Annotated in this window: 17 protein-coding genes and 2 tRNA genes; 7 read left to right on the top strand and 12 right to left on the bottom strand. The window is 64.3% G+C overall.

What is annotated here, in order from left to right:
* Nucleotides 1-969, top strand: coding sequence for a cation diffusion facilitator family transporter (locus CIT37_RS19015; RefSeq protein WP_028141442.1), 969 nt, complete (start codon nucleotides 1-3; stop codon nucleotides 967-969).
* 6 nt (nucleotides 970-975) lie between these two features.
* On the opposite strand, the gene CIT37_RS19010 is transcribed toward CIT37_RS19015, so the two are convergent.
* A complete protein-coding gene (locus tag CIT37_RS19010) occupies nucleotides 976-2,523 on the bottom strand; it encodes a hypothetical protein (RefSeq protein WP_028141441.1) in 1,548 nt (515 codons plus the stop codon).
* 140 nt (nucleotides 2,524-2,663) lie between these two features.
* Nucleotides 2,664-3,524 carry a class I SAM-dependent methyltransferase gene (locus CIT37_RS19005; protein ID WP_028141440.1) on the bottom strand — a complete coding sequence of 287 codons (861 nt, stop codon included), beginning with the start codon at nucleotides 3,522-3,524 and terminating at the stop codon, nucleotides 2,664-2,666.
* 371 nt (nucleotides 3,525-3,895) lie between these two features.
* Between CIT37_RS19005 and CIT37_RS19000 the strand changes: the two genes are divergently transcribed.
* The 3 genes from CIT37_RS19000 (at nucleotide 3,896) to CIT37_RS18990 (ending at nucleotide 6,574) form a co-directional block, all read left to right on the top strand.
* Complete coding sequence (locus tag CIT37_RS19000) at nucleotides 3,896-5,734, top strand: caspase family protein (RefSeq protein ID WP_095425434.1); 1,839 nt, start codon at nucleotides 3,896-3,898, stop codon at nucleotides 5,732-5,734.
* Nucleotides 5,735-6,016: 282 nt separating this feature from the next.
* Nucleotides 6,017-6,379 carry a hypothetical protein gene (locus CIT37_RS18995; RefSeq protein ID WP_018320121.1) on the top strand — a complete coding sequence of 121 codons (363 nt, stop codon included), beginning with the start codon at nucleotides 6,017-6,019 and terminating at the stop codon, nucleotides 6,377-6,379.
* 118 nt (nucleotides 6,380-6,497) lie between these two features.
* A tRNA-Val gene (locus CIT37_RS18990) sits at nucleotides 6,498-6,574 on the top strand.
* 155 nt (nucleotides 6,575-6,729) lie between these two features.
* On the opposite strand, the gene CIT37_RS18985 is transcribed toward CIT37_RS18990, so the two are convergent.
* From CIT37_RS18985 to CIT37_RS18960, 6 genes are all read right to left on the bottom strand, one after another.
* Nucleotides 6,730-7,134: a GFA family protein gene (locus CIT37_RS18985; RefSeq protein ID WP_038948754.1), complete on the bottom strand. Its 405-nt coding sequence runs from the start codon at nucleotides 7,132-7,134 to the stop codon at nucleotides 6,730-6,732.
* A gap of 72 nt (nucleotides 7,135-7,206) precedes the next feature.
* A complete protein-coding gene (gene lon / locus CIT37_RS18980) occupies nucleotides 7,207-9,630 on the bottom strand; it encodes an endopeptidase La (RefSeq protein WP_028141439.1) in 2,424 nt (807 codons plus the stop codon).
* A gap of 326 nt (nucleotides 9,631-9,956) precedes the next feature.
* Nucleotides 9,957-11,228: an ATP-dependent Clp protease ATP-binding subunit ClpX gene (gene clpX, locus CIT37_RS18975; protein WP_018320118.1), complete on the bottom strand. Its 1,272-nt coding sequence runs from the start codon at nucleotides 11,226-11,228 to the stop codon at nucleotides 9,957-9,959.
* Between the two features lie 457 nt (nucleotides 11,229-11,685).
* A complete protein-coding gene (locus CIT37_RS18970; protein ID WP_018320117.1) occupies nucleotides 11,686-12,321 on the bottom strand; it encodes an ATP-dependent Clp protease proteolytic subunit in 636 nt (211 codons plus the stop codon).
* Between the two features lie 305 nt (nucleotides 12,322-12,626).
* Nucleotides 12,627-13,988 (bottom strand): trigger factor, encoded by a 1,362-nt coding sequence (gene tig, locus CIT37_RS18965; protein WP_028141437.1) that lies wholly within the window; start codon nucleotides 13,986-13,988, stop codon nucleotides 12,627-12,629.
* A 173-nt stretch (nucleotides 13,989-14,161) separates the two neighbouring features.
* Nucleotides 14,162-14,246, bottom strand: a tRNA-Leu gene (locus CIT37_RS18960).
* A gap of 154 nt (nucleotides 14,247-14,400) precedes the next feature.
* Between CIT37_RS18960 and CIT37_RS18955 the strand changes: the two genes are divergently transcribed.
* On the top strand, nucleotides 14,401-15,729 hold the full coding sequence (locus tag CIT37_RS18955) for a multicopper oxidase family protein (protein WP_095425433.1): 1,329 nt from the start codon (nucleotides 14,401-14,403) through the stop codon (nucleotides 15,727-15,729).
* Nucleotides 15,730-15,787: 58 nt separating this feature from the next.
* On the opposite strand, the gene CIT37_RS18950 is transcribed toward CIT37_RS18955, so the two are convergent.
* A complete protein-coding gene (locus tag CIT37_RS18950) occupies nucleotides 15,788-17,287 on the bottom strand; it encodes a bifunctional ADP-dependent NAD(P)H-hydrate dehydratase/NAD(P)H-hydrate epimerase (protein ID WP_028141435.1) in 1,500 nt (499 codons plus the stop codon).
* A 381-nt stretch (nucleotides 17,288-17,668) separates the two neighbouring features.
* On the opposite strand from CIT37_RS18950, the gene CIT37_RS18945 reads away from it, so the two are divergent.
* On the top strand, nucleotides 17,669-18,007 hold the full coding sequence (locus CIT37_RS18945; RefSeq protein ID WP_007603495.1) for a P-II family nitrogen regulator: 339 nt from the start codon (nucleotides 17,669-17,671) through the stop codon (nucleotides 18,005-18,007).
* A 151-nt stretch (nucleotides 18,008-18,158) separates the two neighbouring features.
* The gene (gene glnA / locus CIT37_RS18940; RefSeq protein WP_018320110.1) at nucleotides 18,159-19,568 is read left to right on the top strand and encodes a type I glutamate--ammonia ligase; all 1,410 of its coding nucleotides are present in this window, start codon (nucleotides 18,159-18,161) and stop codon (nucleotides 19,566-19,568) included.
* 84 nt (nucleotides 19,569-19,652) lie between these two features.
* On the opposite strand, the gene CIT37_RS18935 is transcribed toward glnA, so the two are convergent.
* From CIT37_RS18935 to CIT37_RS18925, 3 genes are all read right to left on the bottom strand, one after another.
* Entirely contained in the window at nucleotides 19,653-20,789 is a 1,137-nt protein-coding gene (locus CIT37_RS18935) for an asparaginase (protein WP_095425432.1), read from the bottom strand.
* An 81-nt stretch (nucleotides 20,790-20,870) separates the two neighbouring features.
* Nucleotides 20,871-21,632: a slipin family protein gene (locus tag CIT37_RS18930; protein WP_018320108.1), complete on the bottom strand. Its 762-nt coding sequence runs from the start codon at nucleotides 21,630-21,632 to the stop codon at nucleotides 20,871-20,873.
* Nucleotides 21,629-23,047, bottom strand: coding sequence for an NfeD family protein (locus CIT37_RS18925; protein ID WP_095425431.1), 1,419 nt, complete (start codon nucleotides 23,045-23,047; stop codon nucleotides 21,629-21,631). The genes CIT37_RS18930 and CIT37_RS18925 overlap by 4 nt, the downstream gene beginning before the upstream one ends.
* Nucleotides 23,048-23,058 lie beyond the last annotated feature (11 nt).

Raw genomic sequence — 23,058 nt, 5'->3', positions numbered from 1 at the left:
TTGGGCAGCCACGACCATCACGGTCATCATCACCATGATCACGCCGACCATGGTCCTGGTCATGGTCACGACCACGGTCACGGCCATGTCCATGCGCCCGCCAATTTCGGCAAGGCGTTCGCGATCGGCATTTCGCTCAACGCCGCCCTCGTCGTGGCCGAGGCGGTCTACGGCTATCTCGGCAATTCCACCGCCCTGCTCGCGGACGCCGGCCATAATTTGTCCGACGTGCTCGGACTGGTCGTGGCCTGGGGCGCCTCGATCGCGGCACGGCGCGCGCCGAGCGGACGCTTCACCTACGGTTTTCGCGCCTCCACCATTCTGGCGGCACTGGCCAATGCGGTGTTCCTGCTGGTCGCAACCGGCGCAATCGGCTGGGAGGCGATCCTGCGCCTGCGCGAGCCGGAGCCGGTCGCGGGCGTCACGGTGATGGTGGTCGCCGGCATCGGCATCCTCATCAACGGCTTCACGGCCATGCTGTTTGCGAGCGGCCGCAAGGACGACATCAACGTCGAAGGCGCCTATCTGCACATGGCCGCCGACGCAGCGGTCTCGCTTGGCGTCGTGGTCTCGGCGGCGCTGATCATCTGGACCGGCTGGCTCTGGCTCGACCCCCTCACCAGCCTCGTCATCTGCGCCACCATCCTGTGGAGCACGACCAGCCTGTTGCGCGGCTCCATCGACATGTCGATGGCGGCAGCGCCCAAGGGCACCGACCTCGCCGCGATCAGGTCGTTCTTGCTCGCGCGTCCCGGCGTGTCCGCGATCCACGATCTCCATGTCTGGCCGATCTCGACCACCGAGACGGCGCTGACCTGCCACCTCGTCATGCCCACTGGGGCCGGCGATGCCTTCCTGATGGAGACGGCGCAGCTCCTGAAGACGGCCCATCGCATCGGCCACACCACGCTTCAGGTCGAGACCCATCCGGACAATGGCTGCGCGCTGGCACCGGATGATGTGGTGTGACCGCGTCTATGCCTCGCCGCCGCCGGCCCGGCCGGCCTTGGCCCTGGCTCCGGCCCTGAGCCAATCGAACAGCACACTCCCCAGGATCGCGCTCGAGCCGGCGAGGAAGGGAATGACGTAGTACGCGTAGCGATTGAGCCCATAAACGAGGAAGGTCGGAAACGCGGCGCTGGCCATCGCCAGCAGGATCATCAATGTGCCACCGGCAACGAGGCGGCCGGTCGGCCACCGCACCAAACCCGCATGGCTCGCAGGGACGCCAATCAGAAGCACGAGAGCGAGGCCGAGTGTCGCCGCGGACAGCCACCAGATCGGACCCGGGAAATCGTCGTATTCGGTCGAAACCTGCAACCCGCAGCACAGCGCGACCAGCTCCGAGTTGGGCGCGTAGCCACGCGCAAAAAGGCGGTTCAGGGTGAGCTGAAGCCGATCCGCGGAGAGCAGCCGCGACAGTGGCCACCAGGGTTTGTAGTAGTCGTGAACCAACTGTCCGGACTTCAACCCGGTCGGGCTGCCAAAGAACGGGAACCTGTCGCGGTCCATGAAATATTCGTAGCCCTGCGGATTGGGCGTCCGCCGCGCAACCGAATTTGCGTCGAACAGCAGGAAGTACATTTCCCGGAGAAAGTGCTTCGTGAGGTGTCGATAGAGCGTCGACGGCGTCGTCAGCGTTTCGATGAAGATGTCACGCACGACCCGCTCGATATCCACTTCGCTGTCGCCGGGCTTCGCCAGCCGGTGTATCGCGCCGAACGGCCACTGATAGACACCGGTGTCGGGCCATCCCTGAGGAGTGTCCGCAGCTCGCATCTGCTCGACGTATCCCCGCGCCTGCGCCTTCCGGTCGAGATGAACGCCGTGCTCGAAATCGCCGGAATAGCCGACCACGAAGGCCATCGCGGCCACGATCTCGTTGCCGGCGGGGCGTTTGCCGATCGCCAAGTTGATCGCCGCCGGCGTCAGGTAGACGGCCGAAGCGAAAAAGCCTGCCAGTGCAAGCACGCCAAGCCGGCGCAGGAGCCCTGCGTCCAGCACCACCACCAGCCACAACAGAATGACCCCGGCCTGACCTATCGCCGCCGACCGGCATGTCATCACGGCGCCGAGCGTCAAGCCCACGGCCGCTGCGGCCGGCAACGCCGGCCATTTCCTCAATGCGACGCCCGCGGCGATGAAGGCCGCAAGACTGACCAGGAAGTTGGAGATCGTCTCCGCACCAATCGTGTTGTCGTAGTGGACGATGCGGCCGTGCAACGTCGCAAGACAAAAGGCCAACAGCGCGAAGAAACGCGGCGCGCCGGCAAAACGCACGATCCCTGCAACGAAAAGCGCAGTGCCGATGCTCATCAGGTGCTGCGCGATGACGAAGACGAGGATGTGCGGGCCGAACAGTTTTGACAGCAGCACAAGGAAGGCGGCCACGCCGTACGGCCGCTTCATCATATCCTCGAGATATTGTCCTCTCAGGATGGATTCGGCCTGTATGATATAGGCCGCGCTGTCCTCATGGATGAAGTGATCCGGCCAGTTCATCAGGAAAGCAAGATGAACCATCAAGGCCAGGCCGATTGCGCAAACCCAGACCCAGAACCACGCAATAGAGACTGCCCACCGGGGCAAGGCGGACCAAAGACCAGTGCGCTGGCTCAGTGCTGGATTCATCTTCAATGCTCGCAACCGGGAGTTGGGGGCGACTACGTCGCCTTCGCGGTCACGATCCAGATCGCGCCCTGCAACGCGACGCTCTGCTCCTTCTGGAACGGCGCGAGCATCTCGCGGATCGAGGCTTTTGCGGCCGCATACGTCTCCGGCGGGTGTCCCTGCAGCGCGCGGCTGGCGGGACCGATCTGCAGGGCACCGTCAACCGCGGCATCGAGGCCGCCACCGATCGCGACATCCATCTCCAGATTATGCGGCTCCATCGCCATGTCGACGAAACCCGCTCCCTTCAGGATGCGCATCACACGCTCCTCCGAGGCGAACGCGAACGGGCCCGGCTCCTCCGGCCCGACCGGCGGCATCTTCGGCACGTGCTTGTAGACCGCCATCAGCGGCGCCATCATCCACGGGTTTTCCTTTGGCTCGCGCCAGCAGGCGAAGGCGAGCCGCCCGGTCGGCTTCAACGCGCGCCGCAAGTTGCTGAAGGACGCAATGGGATCGGCAAAGAACATCACGCCGAAGCGCGAGGCCAAAAGATCGAAGCTCGCCGGCTCGAACGGATGCACCGTTGCATCCGCCAGCACGAAATCGAGCGGCAGGCCTTTTGGCGCGAACGCGCGCGCCTGGGACAGCATCGGCTCGGACACATCGAGGCCGAGCGCAAACCCATCGGGCGCCACCGCCTTGGCGAACGCGAACGTCGTCGCACCGGAGCCGCAGCCGACATCGAGGACGCGCTCCCCGGGCCTCGGCTTGGCGCGGTCGATCAGCGCCGCGGCAATCGGTCCGAGCAGGCTCTCCTGCGCCGCATGGCGATCGGCCCAGCGCTGGCCGCTCGGGCCGTTCCAATAGGCGATCTGGTCGGCGTTTTGCTCGTGTCCGCTCGGCTGCTGCATGGTGTTCCCGGTCATTCCCATTCGCGATGCCCATCCCGTCGGTTTTGCAACCGCACAGGGGCGATACCACGTCGGGATGGCGGGCGCACCCCTTCAAGGAGTCAAGGCGGGTCGCGCGCCGGGCCCGGAATTACGAGATTGCGATGGTCGAACGGCCTCGGCTCATGCGACGCGCTTCGCGCAGGCACGCCCGGCAGACATGTCGGTAGATGAGATCCAGCAGAGCACACATTGGCCAACCCTCCGTTGTGACTTGCGGGCGGACATTGGCCTATTGCCCGCACGGGCGCCTGTGATGTTCGTCACATTAGGCGTCTTTGCCTCCAGGGCATACTCCGACTACTCTGATCACATTGCGATTTGGGGCTGCAATGGGCACGATTCGGATTCTATTTTTTCTGACGATATTCTGCCTGGGCTGCGGATCGGCGCACGCTGAAAAGCGCGTGGCTCTCGTCATCGGCAATTCCGCCTACAAGAGCGTGCCCCGGCTGACCAATCCGGTGAACGACGCCTCGCTGGTCGGAGGCATGTTCAGGAAGGCCGGCTTCGACACCGTGGACGTCAAGCTCGACCTGAGCGTCGTCGACATGCGCAAGGCCCTGCGCGAGTTCGGCGGCAAGGCGCGCGAGGCCGACGTCGCCGTCATCTATTATGCCGGCCACGGGATCGAGCTGGACGGCAACAATTATCTCGTTCCGACCGACGCCGCGCTGGAAACCGATACCGATGTCTTCGACGAGGCTTTCCCGCTCGATCGGCTGCTGTTCGCCATCGAGCCGGCCAAGCAGCTTCGCCTCGTCATTCTCGATGCCTGCCGCGACAATCCCTTTGCCAAGACCATGAAGCGCACGATCGCCGCGCGCGCCATCGGCCGCGGCCTCGCCAAGGTCGAGCCGACCAGCCCGAACACCATGGTCGCCTTCGCGGCGAAGGCGGGCTCGACCGCTTCGGACGGCGACGCCAAAAACAGCCCGTTTGCCGCAGCGCTGGTCGAACGCCTGCCGACGCCGGGGCTCGACCTGCGCAAGGCCTTCGGCTTCGTGCGCGACGATGTCCTCAAGAACACCGGCTACAAGCAGGAGCCCTATGTCTATGGCTCGCTGGGCGGCGACGACGTGCCGCTGGTTGCGACGAAACCGGTCGTCGCCGGCCCCCAGGCCAACCCCGACAGTGAGATCCGGCGCGACTACGAACTGGCGCTTCAGCTCGGTACGCGTGACGGCTGGACAGCCTTCCTCAACCGCTTTCCGAGTAGCTTCTATACCGATCTTGCCAAAGGCCAGTTGAACAAGATCGCTGCCGAAGAAACCCGCGCGACCACGGCGGACAAGGCTCGGCAGGCGGAAGAGGAGAAGGCCCGGCTCGCAGCCGAGCGCGCCACCAAGGCCGAGCAGGAGAAGGCGGCGGCCGCGGCCAAGGCGGCCGAGGAGAAGCGTCTTGCGGCCGAGAAGGCCAAGCAGGTCGAGGAAGCCAAGGCCGCCGCAGCCGAGCAGCGCCGGAAGGACGCCGAGGCGGCAGCGGCGAAGGCCCTCGCCGAGAAGCTGGCCGCGGAGAAGGCGCTCGCCGAGAAGCTGGCGAACGACAAGGCCACCGCCGAGACGGCCGCCAAGCTGGCCGCGGAGAAACAAGCCTCTGCCAGCGCGGAGCAGAAGGTCGCAGCGATAGCGCCCTCTTCGACCCCGCCGACAATGTCGCCGCAGGAAACGACGAAGCTGGTTCAGTCGGAGCTCCGCCGTGTCGGCTGTCTGACAGCTTCCGCAGAGGGCGATTGGAATGCCTCATCACAGCGTTCGCTGGCGCTGTTCAACAAATATGCCGGCACCAAATTCGACGCCAAGCTTGCAAGCTTCGATGCGCTGGACGCGATCAAGGCGAAGCCCGGCCGCGTCTGTCCGCTGATCTGCGACCGCGGCTTCAGGGCAGACGGCGACACCTGCACCAAGATCGCCTGCCGCGCCGGCTACCGCGTCAATGACGACAATGAATGTGAGAAGGTGCAGGACAAGAAGCCGGTCGCGACGCGCGAGGACGCCAAGAAGCGGGATACTGAGCGCAAGCAAACGGAAGCCAAACCATCCAAGCCTCAGGCAAGCGGGCAGCTTATATGCGGCAACGCAGGCTGTCGTCCGGTCAAATCGGGATGCCGGGTCGAGAGTGGGAGCTCGTCGGGTGCGGGATCGGTCGGATACAGGGAAGTGTGTCCCTAACTCTTCGACAGCTTCAGGAGTTTAGCCGGGTCGAATTTTTCGGCCCCAGAGTTGGCTGTTCTTCACTTTCGGTCACGGAATCGAACCGCGGACCCTCTCGGTGTAAACGAGATGCTCTAACCAGCTGAGCTAACCCCTTGCCGTAGACATCACCAGACCCGGCGCAGCCGGTCTCATCCGTGCGCATTACGGCCGCATTGGTTTCACCGAACGGCCACATCGGAATCAGATGCCAACCAGATTTCGTCGATAGGTTTCGCCGTTCCTCAAACTGGAAAAGGCATGACCATGCGCAGCTTCACGGCATCCGTCATCGTTGCAGCTCTCTGTCTCGGAACACCGGCTCTGGTGCAGGCACAGGGCGCATCGTCGCAACCCGGCGCGGAACAGCCGTCCACGCAGTCCAGCACCGAGATCCGGAGCATACAGGTTGTGGACGTCAAGGAATTGCAGCCGGCCGTGCGCGCGAAGGTCGATGAACTCGTGGCGCACACAAGCGACAAGGACATCCAGTCGCTCCGGCAGTCCATCGACGCCACACCGCAAGCAGCCTCCGTGCTCAAGGCCAAGGGCTTGAGCTCGTCACAAGTCGTCGCGATCAACATCGCCGATGGTGTCCTGACGATGTTCACCAAGACAGCCTGACAATCAGGCGGGGTTCCGGGCCAAGGCGTTGCGCAGCGGCGGCGAGCACGATCGCCGCCTTCTCGGGCGCGCTCGGCCCTTGCTCCGACACCCGCCGAGGCGCTAAAGAGGCGCCGTGGGGCGGTTAGCTCAGCTGGTTAGAGCATCTCGTTTACACCGAGAGGGTCCGCGGTTCGAATCCGTGACCGCCCACCAGCCTTCGCTCGCTTCGCGAGCTTCGGCTGGGCAAGCCGGCAACTCGGCAGGCCAGCATTCGTGCTCGTGGCGCGAAGTGAGCGAAGGCTGCCGCGCCGAAGCCCAACGGGCGAAGGCGGGCTTTGAGCCGCGAGCTTCGGCTCGGCAAGCCAACCTCAATCCTGCGGCCTCCCCGGCAGCAGCGGCACCGCGTCGATCCATACCGCCGCCGACTGGCACCAGATCTGCCTGACGGGGCGCAATTTGTCGCGCTGGCGGATAGAGCCCCAGCGGATGCCCCAATCGTCGGCCTCATCGCCCTCGCCGCTGGTGAACAGCGGGGAACCACAATCGGCGCAGAAGTGCTGGAAGCGCATCCGGCCGTTGTCGCCGCGCTTGCCGTAGACCTTGGGCGTGCCGCCGGTCAGGCGGACATCAACGCCGGAGCAGACGGCCGTCACCCGGAACGGCGAGCCGGTCAGCGTCTGGCAATCGGTGCAGTGACAGACCGAGACCTCCTCCGGATCGACCTCGGCCTCGAAGGTGATTGTCCCGCAATGGCATTGCCCGTCGACGTGCATCGCCCTCCTCCCCTTGCCCCCAAAACAAAAACGGCGCCCGAAGGCGCCGTTCTATCATCTTTTCGCTGAACCTCAGTGAGCGGTCAGGCCGCCGGCGGCTTCATCGCCGTCCGGCTTCACCGTCACCTTGGTGTCCTCTTCCCAGACGATCGGCACAGGCTTCTTCACCAGCGCCTTGGCGACGACGTCGTCGAGGCGCGAGACCGGGATGATCTCCATGCCGCCCTTGATCGCATCGGAAATCTCCGTGAGATCCTTGGCGTTGTCCTCGGGGATCAGCACCGTCTTGATGCCGCCGCGGGCCGCAGCCAGCAGCTTCTCCTTCAGGCCGCCGATCGGCAGCACGCGGCCGCGCAGCGTGATCTCGCCGGTCATCGCGACATCGTGGCGGACCGGGATGCCGGTCATGACCGAGATGATCGCGGTGGCCATGGCGACGCCCGCGGACGGGCCGTCCTTCGGCGTCGCGCCCTCAGGCACGTGCACGTGGATGTCGCGGCGGTCGAACATCGGCGGCTCGATGCCGTAGTTGATCGCACGCGAGCGGACGTAGGACGCCGCCGCCGAAATCGACTCCTTCATCACGTCGCGCAGATTGCCCGTGACCGTCATCTTGCCCTTGCCGGGCATCATGACGCCTTCGATGGTGAGCAGCTCACCGCCGACATCGGTCCAGGCAAGGCCGGTGACGATGCCGACCTGCGGCTCGCTCTCGATCTCGCCGAAGCGGTACTTCGGCACGCCGAGCAGCTCTTCCAGAGTCTTCTCGGTGACCTTGACCGACTTCTTCTTGGAGATCATCAGCTCCTTCACCGCCTTGCGGGCGAGTGTGGAGAGCTCACGCTCCAGATTACGCACGCCCGCTTCGCGGGTGTAGCGGCGGATCAAAAGCAGCAGCGCGTCGTCGTCGATCGAGAACTCCTTGGAGTCCAGGCCATGCTTGGACACCGCGTTCGGGATCAGATGCTTGCGCGCGATCTCGACCTTCTCGTTCTCGGTGTAGCCCGCGATCCGGATGATCTCCATGCGGTCCATCAGCGGCCCGGGAATATTGAGCGTATTCGCGGTCGTGATGAACATCACGTTGGACAGATCGTAGTCGACCTCGAGATAGTGGTCGTTGAAGGTGCCGTTCTGCTCGGGGTCGAGGACCTCGAGCAGAGCCGAGGACGGATCGCCGCGGAAATCGGCGCCCATCTTGTCGATCTCGTCCAGCAGAAACAGCGGATTGGACGACTTCGCCTTGCGCATCGACTGGATGATCTTGCCGGGCATCGAGCCGATATAGGTGCGGCGGTGACCGCGGATCTCGGCCTCGTCGCGCACGCCGCCGAGCGAGACGCGCACGAATTCGCGCCCCGTCGCCTTCGCGATCGACTTGCCGAGCGAGGTCTTGCCGACGCCGGGAGGCCCGACCAGGCACAGGATCGGGCCCGTGAGCTTGTTGGCGCGCGACTGCACGGCGAGATACTCGACGATGCGCTCCTTGACCTTCTCCAGCCCGTAGTGATCGGAGTCCAGGATGGCCTGCGCCGATTCCAGGTCCTTCTTCACCTTGGACTTCTTGTTCCACGGGATCGACAGCAGCCAATCCAGATAGTTGCGCACGACGGTCGCTTCCGCGGACATCGGCGACATCTGCCGCAGCTTCTTCAATTCATGCTGCGCCTTCTCGCGCGCTTCCTTGGAGAGCTTGGTCTTGGCGATCTTCTCTTCGAGATCGGCGAGCTCGTCGCGACCGTCGTCGTCGCCGAGCTCCTTCTGGATCGCCTTCATCTGCTCGTTGAGATAATACTCGCGCTGGGTCTTCTCCATCTGGCGCTTGACCCGGGAGCGGATGCGCTTCTCGACCTGCAGCACCGAGATCTCGCTCTCCATCAGGCCCAGCACCTTCTCCAGGCGCGTGGTGACGGACAGCGTCTCCAGGATACCCTGGCGATCCGCGATCTTGACGGCGAGATGCGAGGCAACGGTGTCGGCGAGCTTGGCGAAATCGGTGATCGCCTGCACGACGCCGACGACCTCGGCCGAGATCTTCTTGTTGAGCTTCACATAGCTCTCGAAGTCGGACACGACCGAGCGCGACAGCGCTTCCGCCTCGACCGACTTCGCATCGGTGTCGGCCAGCGCAATGGCGGTCGCTTCGTAATAGTCGGCGCGATCGGTGTATTTCTGCACGCGCGCACGCTCGAGCCCTTCGACCAGCACCTTCACGGTGCCGTCGGGAAGCTTCAAGAGCTGCAGCACGCTGGCAAGCGTACCGGTCTCGTAAATGGAGTCGGGCGCCGGATCATCGTCGGACGCGTTCTTCTGCGTCGCGAGCATGATCAGCGCGTCGTTCTTCATCACCTCTTCGAGCGCGCGGATCGACTTCTCGCGACCGACGAAGAGCGGAACGATCATGTGCGGGAAGACGACGATGTCGCGCAGCGGCAGCACGGGATAGGCGTGCGTTTCGCCATGAACGATGGTTGGCCTGGGTTTTGGATTAGTCATGGCCTTTTCCTTTTGCTTTGCCCCCTTGCACGCAGCCCGCCATGCTCTTGCGCAACCGCCACAAGGTGCCGAGGTGATCCGCAAAACCGATCGGTCCGTTTTTCGCGTTGGACCGGCTCGCCGGATCGGAACTGAGGCGAATCTGGAAGAGAATTTTCGCTCGCCGCCGACATTAGGTGGCTATCGACCCGGGGGGTGTCAAGTCATTGAAAAACGCGCGCCATCAGGCGCTTACGCAACGCGGTAAGCGACGCAACATCGGCTGCGGAGATACACTTCCGCAGCCCACTTTGAGGATACAATTGGGGCGTTCCAGCGCCGAAAGATCAGGCGCTGGCGTTCTCGACGGCGCGATCGGACCGATCGGCGTAGATGTAGAGCGGACGCGCCGTTCCTTCCACGACTTCGCGCGAAATCACGACCTCTTCCACACCTTCCAGGCCCGGCAGATCGAACATGGTCTCGAGCAGGATCGCCTCGAGGATCGAACGCAATCCGCGCGCACCGGTCTTGCGCTCGATCGCCTTGCGGGCAACCGCGCCAAGCGCCTCGTCGGCGAAGGTCAGCTCGATGTTCTCCATCTCGAACAGCCGCTGGTACTGTTTCACCAGCGCGTTCTTCGGCTCGGTGAGGATCTTCTTCAGCGAGGTCTCATCGAGGTCCTCGAGCGTCGCCACGACCGGCAGACGGCCGACGAACTCGGGGATGAGGCCGTACTTCAGGAGGTCCTCAGGCTCGACGTGACGGAAGATCTCGCCGGTCCGGCGGTCTTCGGGCGCCATCACCTGGGCTGCGAAGCCGATCGAGGTCGATCGTCCGCGCGCCGAGATGATCTTCTCGAGGCCGGCGAAGGCACCGCCGCAGATGAACAGGATGTTGGTGGTATCCACCTGCAGGAACTCCTGCTGCGGATGCTTGCGGCCGCCCTGCGGCGGGACCGAAGCCACCGTGCCTTCCATGATCTTGAGCAGCGCCTGCTGCACGCCCTCACCCGACACGTCGCGCGTGATCGAGGGATTGTCGGACTTGCGGCTGATCTTGTCGATTTCGTCGATGTAGACGATGCCGCGCTGGGCGCGCTCGACGTTGTAGTCGGCGGCCTGGAGCAGCTTCAGGATGATGTTCTCGACGTCCTCACCGACATAGCCGGCCTCGGTCAGCGTCGTCGCATCGGCCATGGTGAACGGCACGTCCAGGATGCGGGCGAGCGTCTGCGCGAGCAGCGTCTTGCCCGAGCCGGTCGGACCGATCAGCAGGATGTTCGACTTCGCGAGCTCGACGTCGTTGTGCTTGGTCTGGTGGTTGAGGCGCTTGTAGTGGTTGTGCACCGCGACCGACAGGACCTTCTTCGCATGGCTCTGGCCGATCACGTAGTCGTCCAGGACCTTGCAGATTTCCTTCGGCGTCGGAATGCCGTCGCGCGACTTGACCAGCGAGGATTTGTTCTCCTCGCGGATGATGTCCATGCAGAGCTCGACGCACTCGTCGCAGATGAAGACCGTGGGACCCGCGATCAGTTTGCGGACTTCGTGCTGGCTCTTGCCGCAGAACGAGCAATATAGCGTGTTCTTGGAGTCGCTCGTGCCGACCTTACTCATTCATGTCTCCGTCCGCGGTTCGATCCCGTTCCGCTCGATCGCTCCATTCCGACACGATGGTCGGCATGAAGCTTAAGTAGAGCAAATTCCGTACCAAAAAAGACCCTACGCGTTACATCCCGTGCGAATCACGGTCACTCGATTCTCCGCGATCTTAGCCGATCATTCGTAGCCAACCATGCTGTCACCCGACTATCAAGAATTCGCTAATCGGGGGTCGCCGGCTACCCGTGACAATACCGTGATTTCCGGTCTTGGCACGGGCGAAGTGATCGAAATCACCCCGGCGTTGCTGGATTGCCACGAAAAACAAGCACGAAAGCGGAACCTTCTGCTTGCCGCAGGGCGCAAAATACCGTTTTGCGACGCGCACACGCGTCCTAAACGTGAACGCCGCCCTGATGGTGCCCGGCGATGCCCGAGGGTCGAGTAAGGGATCGCCGCAGCCCCAGTAGTGCTACGGGGTCTTCGCCGCCGCCGGTTCCTCGGCACGCTTGTCGATGACCTTGTCGACCAGGCCGAACTCCTTGGCGTCGTTCGCGGTCAGGAACTTGTCGCGTTCCAGCGCGTCCTCGATCGCCTTGTAGGTCTGGCCGGTGTGCTTCACGTAGATCTCGTTGAGCCGCTTCTTCAGGTTCAGGATTTCCTGCGCGTGCAGCATGATGTCGGTGGCCTGGCCCTGGAAGCCGCCGGAGGGTTGATGCACCATGATGCGCGCGTTCGGCAGCGAGAAGCGCATGTCCTTCTCGCCGGCGGCGAGCAGCAGCGAGCCCATCGAGGCCGCCTGCCCCGTGCACAGCGTCGAGACCGGCGGGCGGATGAACTGCATGGTGTCGTAGATCGCAAGGCCCGACGTCACCACGCCGCCCGGCGAGTTGATGTACATCGAGATTTCCTTCTTCGGATTTTCCGCCTCGAGGAACAACAACTGTGCGACGACCAGCGTCGACATGCCGTCCTCGACCGGACCGGTCAGGAAGATGATGCGCTCCTTCAAGAGGCGCGAGAAGATGTCGTAGGCGCGCTCGCCACGGTTGGTCTGCTCGACCACCATGGGCACGAGGTTCATGTAGGTTTCAACCGGATCGCGCATGAGTCACCTAGGGTTTTTAAGAGGCGGACATCGCCAGTCTTGACTGCCAGTTTGGGCTGGATCTGCTGAAGGCCGATGCACGTCCCGTGATGCAGGAACTTGGTAGAGGTAGAAGGCGTACCGACAGATATAGCCCAATTCGCACCTGACAAGTGCGGAGCGCATTAAGGCTTAATCCGCGGGGCAGTTGAAGCTGATTCGTACGAAGAGGCCCAGCCGGCCATCTGGCTAGCTGGGCCTCTTTGCCGATCATCCTTAATGGATGGCTGCCTCAGAGCCCCATTCCGATGGTATCGGAACGGGCCTCAGGCTGCGGTCTTTTCCGCCTCGTCGTCCTTGTAGAGGTCCTCGCGCGAGACCTTCTTCTCGGTCACGTTGGCGAGCTCGAGGATGAAGTCGACGACCTTGTCCTCATAGATCGGTGCACGGAGCTGGGCCAACGCCTGGGCGTTGCTGCGGTAATAGTCCCAGACTTCCTTCTCGCGGCCGGGCATCGAGCGGGCGCGCTCGATCACGGCGCGGCCGACCTCGTCGTCGGTCACGGTGATCTTGTTCTTCTCGCCGATCTCGGAGAGCACGAGACCGAGCCGCACGCGGCGGTCGGCGATCTTGCGGTACTCTTCCTTGGCGGCGTCCTCAGTGGTGTCCTCGTCGGCAAAGGTCTTGCCCGCGGAGTCCATCTCGGCCTTGACCGAGTTCCACATGAGATTGAACTCCTCGTCGACCAGCGAGGGCGGCGCCTCGAAGCGATGGGCTTCGTCGAGGCGGTCGAGCAGTGCGCGCTTGACGCGCTGGCGCGTCGCGCCGGCGAACTCGACGTTCAGACGCTCGCGCGCGGCTTCCTTGAGCTTGTCCAGCGATTCGAGGCCAAGCGTCTTGGCGAACTCGTCGTCGATCGCGATGTCCTGCGGCGCCTCGATCGAGGTCGCGGTGGTCTCGAACTCGGCGGGCTGGCCGGCGAGCTTGTCGTTCATGTAGTTCTTCGGGAACGACACCTTCAGCGTGCGGGTCTCGCCCGCGCCGATGCCGGTCAGCTGCTCCTCGAAGCCGGGAATGAAGGTGTTGGAGCCGATCACGACCTGGATGCCTTCGCCGGTGCCGCCCTCGAAGACTTCGCCGTTGATGGAGCCCTTGAAGTTGATGGTGACGCGGTCACCCGACTCGGCCTTGGCGCCCTCGGCCTTCGCCGCATAGCCGCGGTTGGTATCAGCGATGCGCTTGATCGCCTCGTCGACGTCGGCGTCGGTGACGTCGGCCACGGGCTTCTCGACCTGGAAGGTCTTGAAGTCGGCGAGCGCGATCGCCGGCACCACCTCGATCGCGACCGTGTAGGTCAGATCGGTCTTGCCGCTCAGCAGCTCCTCGACCTCGGCCTGCTCGCTCGGCATGGTGATCTTCGGCTCGGTCGCAAGGCGGAAGCCGCGCTCGGAGAACAGCTGCGTATTGGTGTCGCGGATGGTCTGGTCGATGGTCTCGGCCATCACCGAGCGGCCGTAGACCTTCTTCAGGTGAGTGACCGGCACCTTGCCGGGGCGGAAGCCGTTGATGCGGACCTTGTCCTTGAGGTCGACGAGCTTGGCGCCGGCCTTGGCGTCGAGATCAGACGCGGGAACGCTGATCTTGAACTCGTGCTTCAAACCTTCCGAGAGGGTTTCTGTGACCTGCATGGCGTCCAATCTTCTTCCCGTTCGGTCCCGGCGCGCATGCGTCGGGACGCTGTCATTAATCGATCCGGCGCGAGGCAAACGCCTCAACGCCGGTGCTTCATCGAACCGGCTCCCGGCGGACAAACATCCGCGCGAAAGCAGGTCTCGTAATCCGTGCAAACGCGATAAGCGCTTGGTGCGGGCGGAGGGACTCGAACCCCCACAACTTTCGTCACTGGAACCTAAATCCAGCGCGTCTACCAGTTCCGCCACGCCCGCGTAAATTTGCATCAAGACCGGCCGCGATGCCGCGGGCGGCCGGGCTTATAACATGTGCCTGACTGTTCGCAGCAAAAAAATGGCCCGATGGAGGCAGGCTTTACGTAGGCACGACGGCTGGACTTATCCAGCGTAGCGTGGTCCGGATCGGCCCATGAAAACGCGGTTCTTCGACCCGACCCGACGTGAGCTTTTGGCCGGCCTTGCCGCCGGGCTTGGCACCGGGCTTGGCGCCTCGGCGGCCGGGTTGGTCGCCAGCAGTGCCGCCCCGGCCCTGACCGCCCAGCTTTCCCTTCAGGCAAGGCCGCAAACCCTGGCTCTCAGGCCGGGTCAGCCAGCTACACCAATCTGGGAGCTGGCCGCCGTAAGCCACCTCGGGAGCGTCCGTCTCAAGCGCGGCGACCGCTGCGAGGTGGTGTTTCGCAACGACCTGCCTGTCCCACTTGCCCCAGCCTGGTACGGCCTCAATGGCCCGGCCGCGGCCGACCCGCTGCGCGGGCGCGCGCCCGCTCCGCCGGGCGCGACCGAAACCTCAATTATTTCAGTACCAAGCGCGGGAACCCTGCTGGCGGACTTCCGCCTCTTCGAGGACGTCCTGACGCGGCCTGCGCGTCCGCTTCCGGTCATCGCGCAGGAGGCAAACGCTGGCGCGGTCGATCGCGACGAGGTCCTGCTGATCGAGGAGTGGCGGTTGCGGTCGGACGGCACCGCACTCCCCCCGGGACGGGCCCCAAAGGACGCGACGCCGCTCTATACGCTTAACGGACAGACTTCATTTGAACTCTCAGCTGCAGCTGGCGAGCGTTTGCGGCTGCGCTTTATCAACGGCTCCCAACGCACTGTTCTGGCGATCAAATTGGAAAACCACGACGTCCGGGTAATGGCCCTGGACGGACAACCAGCCGAACCGTTCCCGGCGCGCAACGGTGCTCTGGTCCTAGCCCCGGGCGGGCGTGCCGATGCCATTGTGGATGCGGCCAGCTCGGCCCCGATTCTGCTCCATGACGGCAAGGAGGCGCACCGGATCGGCTCGCTTGCGGTCTCCGGCAGACTGGAGCGCCGCGCGCCGCTGTTGCCGCCGCAGCCGCTCCCTTCCAACGACCTGCCCGACAAGCTGGATCTCCGAGGCGCCCTGCGGTTCGATGTCGCGCTCGGCGCAGCCGACGCTGGATGGGCACGGTGTGCCGACTTCTCCAGATCCTCCGCCCCGGCCCTCCGCGCCAAGGCGGGCCGCACCGTCGTGCTGGCCCTCAAGAACACAGGCCCAGTGACGACCGTCTTCCACCTCCACGGCCACCACTTCCGCCTGCTCGACAAGCTCGACGACGGCTGGAAGCCGTACTGGCTCGACACGCTCGCCATCGAGCCCGGCCAGACCCAGCGCATCGCCTTCGCGGCGACCTCCCCCGGACAATGGCTGATCGAATCCGTCGCAACCGACTGGGCCGCGCCACGGCTGGTGCGGTGGTACGCGGTGGAGTGATCTTTTGTAAGATCGGTTTCGCTGCACCCTACCCGTCCTACCCGCCGTAGCGAACAGCTCAGTACTCCACCCCCAGCGCATCATAGATCCGCCGGTGCACTGCCGGCAGCGTCTCGGTGAGATCCTCCGCGATCAGGCCCGGCCCGGCTTCTCGTCCCGCCTCGCCATGCATCCAGACGCCGATGCTGGCGGCTTCGAAGGCCGGCACGCCTTGCGCCAGCAGGCCGGCGATGATGCCGGCGAGCACGTCGCCGGCGCCGGCGGTGGCGAGCCAGGGCGGCGCGTTGGCAGCGATGGTGGCGCGGCCGTCGGGGGCGGCAATGGTGGTGTCCGGGCCCTTCAGGAGCACCACCGCGCCGGAGCGTTCGGCGGCGTCGCGCACGCGCTCCAGCTTGGAGCGGCCCGGGTGCTTGTTGCTGAGGTCCGAGAACAGGCGCGGAAACTCGCCCTCGTGCGGGGTCAGCACCACCGCGTTGTCTTGCGATGACTTGATCGATTCGAACAGGCGCTCGGGGGTTGCGGCAAAGCTCGTCAGGGCATCGGCATCGAGCACCAGACGACGCTGCGCGCCGAGCGCGGTGTGGACGAGATCGCAGGTGCGCTCACCGATGCCGGCGCCGGGGCCGATGATGCAGGTGTTGTAGCGCTTGTCGCCGAGCAGCTCGCCGAACTCGACGACGGTGTCGACGGGGCGAACCATGACCGCCGTGAGCGCGGCCGCATTGATCGCGAGCGCATCGCGCGGGCTTGCCAGCGTCACAAGGCCCGCCCCTGCCCGCAGCGCGCCGCGCGCGGCGAGCCGCGCAGCGCCGGTCGCCGCCGCATCGCCGGAGACTGCCAGCACATGCCCCCGCGCGTATTTGTGGCCGTCGATGCGCGGCACCGGAAAAGCGGCGCCCCAGACATCCGGATCGTCCTCGAACGTCTGCGGCGCGATCTCGTCCAGCACCTGCGCGTCGATGCCAATGTCGGCGACGCGCACGCGGCCGCAATGCATCCGGCCGGGCAGCAAGAGATGCGCCGGTTTCTTGCGGAAGAAGGTGACGGTTTCGGTGGCGTTCACCGCCGCCCCCATCACCGCCGCGCTGGTGCCGTTGATGCCGCTCGGCAGGTCGACCGCGAGCACCGGGGCGCCGTTGGCGTTGATCGCCTCGATCATCGCGCGCGCCTCGCCATCGACGGGACGGCTGAGGCCTGCGCCGAACAGCGCATCGATGATCAGCGCCGGGCGTCCGATCGCCTGTGGATTGAACGGCAGCACCGGATGCTTCCAGCCGCGCGCCGCGGAGGCCGCGTCGCCCTGGAGCTGGTCGCGCTCGCACATCAGGATGACCGAGACCTCCCGCCCCTGCGCGGCGAGCTCGGCGGCTGCGACAAAACCGTCACCGCCATTGTTGCCGGGGCCGGCCACGATCAGGATCGGCCCCTCCTCCACCAGCGCCTGGGCGGCCTCGGCGACGGCCTGGCCCGCGCTCAGCATCAGCTTGAAACCGGGCGTGCCGGCCGCGATGGTGAGCTGGTCGGCGCGCTGCATTTCAGCGGTGGTCAGAACTTCCATGCCACTTCCCTGGTCCAAACGCCTTTTCAACAGGCACATGCCGCGCCGCCCCACCCTGGGGAACATCGATCTGCACACTTATTGAACCGTTTGCCTATTTCGTAGTCTTCGGTATTTTGTGCAGGTCGGCACCACTACTCAGAGATGCTCGTTAAAAGGCTGATAACGCTCCAACAATCAGGACATGTGCAACTTGGCATAGACCCTGCTTTCGAGGAAGCCGCTTCGGTTCGTCGTGCTCACTGGCATCTATCAGGGTGTGGCCGGCCGTTGTTGCCGGACTGGTCAGGGTTTCAGGCATAGCGAAGACAAGATCGTGCGTTAAGAAAAGCGCATCCTGACGAAGACGTTGCTATTTGATCGAAAGGCCGGAGGCGCGCAGTGAAGAAAATCGAAGCCATCATCAAGCCATTCAAGCTCGACGAGGTGAAGGAAGCGCTTCAGGAAGTCGGCCTTCAGGGCATCACCGTCACCGAAGCCAAGGGTTTTGGCCGGCAGAAGGGGCACGCCGAGCTCTACCGCGGCGCAGAATACATCGTCGACTTCCTGCCCAAGGTGAAGATCGAGATCGTGATCGGCGACGATCTGGTCGAGCGCGCCATCGACGCGATCCGCCGCGCCGCGCAAACCGGACGCATTGGCGATGGTAAGATCTTCGTCTCCAACATCGAAGAGGCGATCCGCATCCGAACCGGCGAATCCGGGCTGGACGCTATCTGAGCCGGGTGCTATCCCGAATTTTGCGACACTCCGACTAGAAAGAAGGCTGCTTCGGCGGCCTGATTTCGTTTGTGCGGTCGCGCAAAACTCGCCCGAGCGAGAATAATTTTGCTCATCTGGAAACCGACCCGCAGAGCCAAAAGGGGTATGCATGAAGACCGCCAAAGACGTCCTGAAATCGATCAAGGACAACGACGTCAAGTACGTCGACCTGCGCTTCACCGATCCGCGCGGCAAGTGGCAGCATGTGACGTTCGACGTCAGCATGATCGACGATGACATCTTCGCCGAAGGAACGATGTTCGACGGCTCCTCGATCGCCGGCTGGAAGGCGATCAACGAGTCCGACATGTGCCTGATGCCCGATCCGGTCACCGCGACGATCGACCCGTTCTTCGCCGAGACCACCATGGTCATCACCTGCGACGTGCTCGAGCCGACCACCGGCGAGCCCTACAACCGCGACCCCCGCGGCATCGCCAAGAAGGCCGAGGCCATGGTGAAGTCGATGGGCGTGGGCGACAGCGTGTTCGTCGGCCCCGAGGCCGAGTTCTTCGTGTTCGACGACGTGCGCTATTCGGCCGAGCCCTACAAGACCGGTTTCCGCCTCGACTCCTCGGAGCTGCCGACCAACTCCGACACCGAATATGAAGGCGGCAATCTCGGCCACCGCATCCGCACCAAGGGCGGTTACTTCCCCGTCCCGCCGCAGGACTCGGTGCAGGACATGCGCTCGGAGATGCTGGGCGCCATGGCCAAGATGGGCGTCAAGGTCGAGAAGCATCACCACGAAGTCGCTTCCGCCCAGCACGAACTCGGCATGAAGTTCGACACGCTGACGCTGATGGCCGACCACATGCAGATCTACAAGTACTGCATCCACCAGGTCGCGCACATCTACGGCAAGACCGCCACCTTCATGCCGAAGCCGATCTTCGGCGACAACGGCTCGGGCATGCACGTGCACCAGTCGATCTGGAAGGACGGCAAGCCGGTGTTCGCCGGCAACAAATACGCCGACCTCTCGGAGACCTGCCTGCACTACATCGGCGGCATCATCAAGCACGCCAAGGCGATCAACGCCTTCACCAACCCGTCGACCAACTCCTACAAGCGCCTGGTCCCGGGCTATGAGGCCCCCGTGCTGCTCGCCTACTCCGCGCGCAACCGCTCGGCCTCGTGCCGCATCCCCTACACCGCTTCGCCGAAGGCCAAGCGCGTCGAGGTGCGCTTCCCCGATCCGATGGCCAACCCGTATCTCGGCTTCGCCGCGATGCTGATGGCCGGCCTCGACGGCATCAAGAACAAGATCGATCCGGGTCCGGCGATGGACAAGGACCTCTACGACCTGCCGAAGGAAGAGCTGAAGCAGATCCCGACCGTCTGCGGTAGCTTGCGCGAGGCGCTCGAAAACCTCGACAAGGACCGCGGCTTCCTCAAGGCCGGCGGCGTGTTCGACGACGACTTCATCGACGCCTATATCGAGCTGAAGATGACCGAAGTCGCCCGCTTCGAAATGACCCCGCATCCGGTCGAGTTCGAGATGTACTATTCGGGCTAAACGGCCCGGAAGGTATCCGACAAGCAAAAGGCGCTCCGCAAGGAGCGCCTTTTCGTTTGAATCGTAGGGTGTACGACCTGCCCGCTACCACGTCGCCGTAAAGGCCTTCTGCAGCTCTGCCGGCGCGGTCACGCCGCCCGCGATCAGCAATTGCGTGAGCACCCGCGCCTTCTGCGGATTGAGGTCTTCGGACACGACGAACCCGTTCTTGTCGTCGTCGACCTCGACGTTCCTCGTCACGAAGCCCGACCGAACCCGCGTCGAGCGAACCACGATGACGCCCTTCTTCGCCGCAGCTTCGAGCGCATCGAGCGCCGGCTTCGAGGTGTTGCCGTCGCCGACGCCGGCCAGCACGATGCCCTTGGCGCCGTGCGAGATGGCGTCCTCGATCGGAACGGCGTCCATGTTGGCGTGCGAGTACACGATCGCGACGCGCGGCAATTGCTCGCCGGCTGGAAGCTGATAGGTCGCGCGCTTGAGACCTTGAGCCTGCGCCATGAAGCGAATGCCGCCGGCGCTGTCGACATAGCCGACCGGCCCGTCATTGGCCGAGCTGAACGTCTCGATGCTGGTGGTGTTGGTCTTGGTGACCGAGCGTGCGCCCTGAATCTTGTCGTTCAGCACCGCCAGCACGCCGCGCCCGCGCGAGCGCGGGTCGGCCGCCACCTGCACGGCCTCGTAGAGATTGCCGGGGCCGTCCGCGCTGACGGCCGTCGCCGGCCGCATCGAGCCGACGATCACCACCGGCTTGTCGCCGCGCACCACGTTGTCGAGGAAGAACGCGGTCTCCTCGAGCGTATCGGTGCCATGGGTGATGACGACCGCATCGGCCTCGTTCTTGTCGAAGGCCTCCTGGATGCGACGAGCCAGCGCAAACCAGACCTTGTCGTTCATGTCCTGGGACCCGATCGACGAGATCTGCTCGGCGTTCAGCTTTGCGAGCTTGTCCAGGCCCGGCACCGATTGCATCAGCTGCTCGCCCGTGATCTGGCCGGATTTGTAGGCGCCGGTCGCACGCGCGTCGGCCTGGCCTGCGATGGTGCCGCCGGTCGCAAGCACGAGAATGCGCGGCAGACCGGCAGCCATCGCGTCCTTGCCCGATTCGGCGGCCTGCGCCGCGGCGATCCCCCACGACCAAAGTGCGAGGGCGATCAGCGGAACGGCGAGGATCGACGGCCGATTTCGGCGGGGGATTGCGGGTCTGGCGGCATGCTGCGTCATCGAATTCTCCTCCCGTTCAAGTTGGGATCGACATTCGACACGCCCAATGGGGCCGAAGATGGGTCAGCCTGTTGCTTGTCGCTAAGGATTGTCCCGCCGCGGCATAAAATGGTCGAGCAGGCCCGTCGGCAGCGGAAAGACCACGGTCGACGACCGTTCGCCCGCGATATCGTGCAGGGCCGCGAAATAACGCAGCTGCATCGCCTGAGGCTCCTGCGCGAGAATCCGGCCGGCCTCGACGAGCTTTTCGGCAGCCTGCTGCTCGCCCATCGCATTGATCACCTTGGCGCGCCGCAACCGTTCCGCCTCGGCCTGTTTGGCAATCGCGCGCACCATGGTTTCGTTGATATCGACGTCCTTGATCTCTATGCCGGTCACCTTGATGCCCCAGACGTCGGTCTGCTTGTCGAGGATCTCCTGGATGTCGGCGTTCAACCTGTCGCGCTCGGCCAGCATCTCGTCGAGCTCGTGCTTGCCGAGCACCGAGCGCAACGTGGTCTGCGCGAGCTGGCTGGTGGCGGCCATGTAATCGCCGACCTTGATGATGGCACGTTCGGGGTCGACGATGCGGAAGTACAGAACGGCGTTGACCTTGACGGACACGTTATCCCGCGAAATCACGTCCTGCGGCGGCACGACCTGCACCATCACGCGGAGGTCGACCTTGACGAGTTGCTGCACGACCGGAATGAGGATGATGAGGCCCGGGCCCTTCACGCCGGTAAAACGGCCGAGCGTGAAGATGACGCCACGCTCGTATTCGCGCAGGATCCGAATGGCCTGGGATAGAAACATGATGACGAGCAGCAGAAGCGCCGCATAGGTCAGATATTCCAGCATCATGATGTACCTCCCTCACCGGTCCTGGCCGGTGCGCGCCGTATCAGCAGCGTCAGGTCGACAACGTTCGCGACTTCGACCGTCTCTCCGGGCTTGAACGTTTCGGCGCCACGCGCCTGCCAGCGCTCGCCATGGGCGAAGACGTGACCTTCGCTCCCACTCCAGTCGAGAACCTCGGCGGGCAAGCCTCGCATCGCCTGCGCGCCGACCCGTTCCGGAGCCCGGGCGGCACGCCGAAGCGAACCGAGCACGACCAGAGCAAAGCCGGCGAACACGGCTGCCGTGATGCCGATCACCCACCACGACAGGTGGTAGCCGGGCGCCTCGACCCTGAAGAGCATCAGCGCTCCCAGCACGAAAGCGATGATGCCCCCGAGACCGATCACCACCGTCGGATTGAAGGCTTCGACGGTGAGAAGCACGATGCCGACCAGCATCAGGGCAAGGCCGGCATAGTTGATCGGCAGCAAATTGAGCGCATAGAGACCGATCAGCAGGCAGATCGCGCCGACCACGCCGGGAGCGACGGCTCCGGGAGACATGAACTCGAAGATCAGGCCGTAGATGCCGACCATCAGGAGAATGAACGCCACATTCGGATCGGTGATGACCGCCAGGAAGCGGGATATCCATCCGGGGTCGATGGCTTCGACGACCGCATCCTTGGTCGCGAGGCGTTGCGTCTTGCCGCCTGCAACCTCGACCACACGGCCATCGAGCTGCCTCAGCAATTCAGCCTGATCGCGCGCGACCAGCTCGATGGCGTGGGCCTGCAGCGCGCCGTTGGCAGAGAGAGTGGCGGCCTCACGGACCGCTTTCTCCGCCCAGTCCACATTGCGGCCACGCAGCTCCGCAAGGCTGCGGATGAAAGCAACCGCATCATTGGTCACCTTTGCCGTCATCGCATCCTTGAGCTGATCTCTGGGCTGATCCTTCTCGCTCTGCTGGTCGCCGTCCTTCTTGTCTTTGCCGCCCTTGTCCGGTGTACCGCCCGGCAGCCCCGGCAGCGGTCCGCCAATCTGCACCGGCGTTGCCGCACCGATATTGGTGCCCGGCGCCATCGCCGCGATGTGGGTCGCATAAAGGATATAGGTCCCCGCGCTCGCCGCGTGGGCGCCGGAGGGAGCGACGTAACCGACGACGGGGACGGGCGAGGCCAGCACATCCGCAATGATCTCGCGCATGCTGGTATTGAGGCCGCCGGGCGTGTTGATTCTCAGAAGCACGACCTCGGCGCGCCGTTCGCTTGCCTTGGCCAAGGCCTCCTTCACGTAACTGGCCGACGCAGGGCCGATGGCTCCGTCGATCGACACAATCAGTGCAAGACGGCCGTTCTCCTCCGCTGAACTGGGAAGGAGGCAGCAGATCAAAGCCACGACGCCAATCGCCGCAACGAGGGCCGCCTTCATGGTCTGCACGGCAGGGCTCC

Source organism: Bradyrhizobium ottawaense, from assembly GCF_002278135.3.
Lineage (GTDB): Bacteria > Pseudomonadota > Alphaproteobacteria > Rhizobiales > Xanthobacteraceae > Bradyrhizobium > Bradyrhizobium ottawaense.
The sequence above is the reverse complement of the archived record's forward strand: the minus strand, read 5'-3'. Positions and strand labels throughout refer to the sequence as shown.